The organism is Microcoleus sp. Pol12A5, from assembly GCF_036701435.1.
Taxonomy (GTDB): domain Bacteria; phylum Cyanobacteriota; class Cyanobacteriia; order Cyanobacteriales; family Microcoleaceae; genus Microcoleus.
The window spans coordinates 1-2,595 of the sequence record NZ_JAUBQU010000256.1 but is presented as its reverse complement, the minus strand read 5'-3'; the positions used below and the strand labels follow the sequence as shown (position 1 = coordinate 2,595).

Genomic DNA, 2,595 nt, shown 5'->3' with positions numbered 1-2,595 from the left:
AAAAGTTCAATTGAACAGGCTGGACTAATCCCTGCTTTAAAACAAAAGCCGATAAATGCCCGCAGTGTTCTGCCAGTTTTACAGCAGGTTTATGCAGATTGGGCTGATGAACTGGCTAAGTGTTTGAAAAAGGAACTGGTCAGTATTCAAAAAGGATTTTCTTTAACCCTTTTTAGTGTCGAAGAAACAGAAGATCGCGAATCTGATTTTGAGCTTAACTCTCCTAGCTTGAGTTTAACAGACTCTCTGCTCGCTCAATTGCGAAAAAATGCGGAGCATAATCTGTTAACCATTCTGATTTTTGACCAATTTGAAGAATTTTTCTTTATTTGTAAAGACAGCTTACAAAGAAAAAAGTTTTATGATTTTTTGCGCGCTTGTTTAGAGATCCCTTATGTAAAAGTAATTCTTTCCCTTCGAGAAGATTACCTGCATTATTTATTAGAATGTACGCGCTTCACGAGATTTGATGTAATTCATGATAATATTTTGGATAAAAATATTATTTTTTACTTAGGTAACTTTAAGCCAGATGAGGCAAAGTTAGTTATTCAAAGTTTAACTGAAAGAACTCAGTTTGAGTTAGAACCGGCTTTGATTGACGAACTTGTTAAAGATTTAGCAGGAGAAGTTAACGAGGTGCGTCCAGTCGAACTGCAAATTGTGGGCGCACAATTACAATCTGAGAATATTACGACCCTAGCCGAATATCAAAAAAAAGGGCCGAAAGCAGCACTGGTAGCGAGATTTTTAAAAGAAGTTATTAAAGACTGCGGTTCAGAAAATAAGCAGCTTGCTGAACTTGTTTTGTGGCTACTAACAGATGAAAATAGCACTCGACCACTCCGAACTCGTGATGATTTAAAAAAAGGTTTAGAAGACTTACTAACAGATATCCGTCACTTAGAGTTAGTTCTAGAAATTTTTGTTAAGTCTGGGTTGGTATTGCTGTTACCTAGTTTTCCCGACAATCGCTATCAACTGGTTCACGATTATCTGGCTGATTTCGTGCGTCGCCAAAAAAATAATGAACTGATTGAAGAATTGGAAAAAGAAAGAGCGCAAAGAAAGCGCAGTGAAGCTGAGTTAAATCGGGTGCTAAAACGACAATTAAAACTGGCAATGGCCGGCGGGGCTATCATGGCAGTTCTCGCAGTTCTTGCAGGTGTATTTGGAGTTGAGGCGAAAATCGGTCAAACTAATGCTGAACTCAAGCAAATTAGTGCTAATTCCGAATCTTTATTGGCTTCAGATAAAGAGTTAGAGGCGTTGGTAGAAGGTTTAAAAGCTGGAAAGAAGCTCAAACACGGATGGAGAATAGAAGCGAATACTAGGAATCAAGTGGTGTCGAGATTGCAGGAGGTTGTTTATAGCGTAAAAGAGCGCAACCGATTGGAGGGTCATACCGATACTATTACAGATATTAGTTTTAGCCCTGATGGCAAATTTATTGCTTCTAGTAGTAAAGATAAAACGGTGAAACTTTGGAACCGCGACGGTAGCGAGAAAAAACCTGCTTTACAAGGAAAATATAGGAATGAATTCACTAGCGTTGCCTTTAGCCCAGATAGTCAAATCATTGCTGCTGGAAACAAGGATAATAAAATCTACTTGTGGCGTCTTAATGGCACATTAATTACAACTTTAGAAGGACATCGCGACTGGGTGACAAATATTCGATTTAGTCCTGACGGTAAGACAATTGTTTCTGCTAGCCGGGACAATAGTGTAAGACTTTGGAAAATTGATGGCACTCGAATTAAAACGCTGCCAGGGCATAATTCTACTGTTAACATCGTGCGTTTTAGCCCGGATGGTCAAAGGATTGCTTCAGCTAGTGAGGATGGTACTATCAAACTGTGGAGTTCAGATGGAAAGCAACTTCAATCTATAAATAGTTCTGGCGTTCTTGACTTAGCATTCAGTCCAGATAGCAAAACTTTGAGTGTAGCTAGTAGGGACAATACCCTCAAAATCTGGAAAATTAATGGTATTTTACTCACAACTTTTAATATACTAGATTTTAGCATTCCTGTTTTCGCTTGTTTCAGTTATGATAGTAAGTTGCTGGCTACTGTTGACAAATGGAATAGATGGAGTATTTTGAAGATAGAAGCTAGTAAAATTGAACTGTTGAAAGATTTAAGCCTGCGCGCTCCGACCCCTGGCAATTTTAGTTTTGATACTAAAACTATTGCCTTAGCTGGTAAGGACAATGTAGTGAAACTTGTGAGTTTAGATTCAGAGACTTTGGAGATCCATGAAGAGGGAATTAATAAAAGCAATATTATCGGGCTTACCCCTGACAATTTTCCCGTTTCTATTGATAATAACCAGTTGAAGTTTTGGAACCGCGACGGAACCGTAAAAAATTCCATAGAACTTGCCGATCGCATGGAAAACGCAAGTTTCAGTCTCGACGGTAAGGTAATTGCTTTAATGGGTACTCAGGCGACGACAAAACTCTGGAACAGTACAAACAAATTACTGAATACCTTCGAGCTGAATTCGTCATTTCCCGAAGTCAGTCCTGATGGTAAGCTCATGGTTACTGTAGAGAGAAATAATACAGCCAAGCTGTGGAGATCGGATGGC

General features: G+C 39.0%; 1 protein-coding gene. It reads left to right on the top strand.

Annotation, left to right across the window (positions count from 1 at the left end; genetic code table 11):
* Nucleotides 1–2,595: nSTAND1 domain-containing NTPase (locus tag QUA45_RS28495; protein WP_445305358.1), on the top strand; the 2,595-nt coding region annotated here is incomplete at both ends.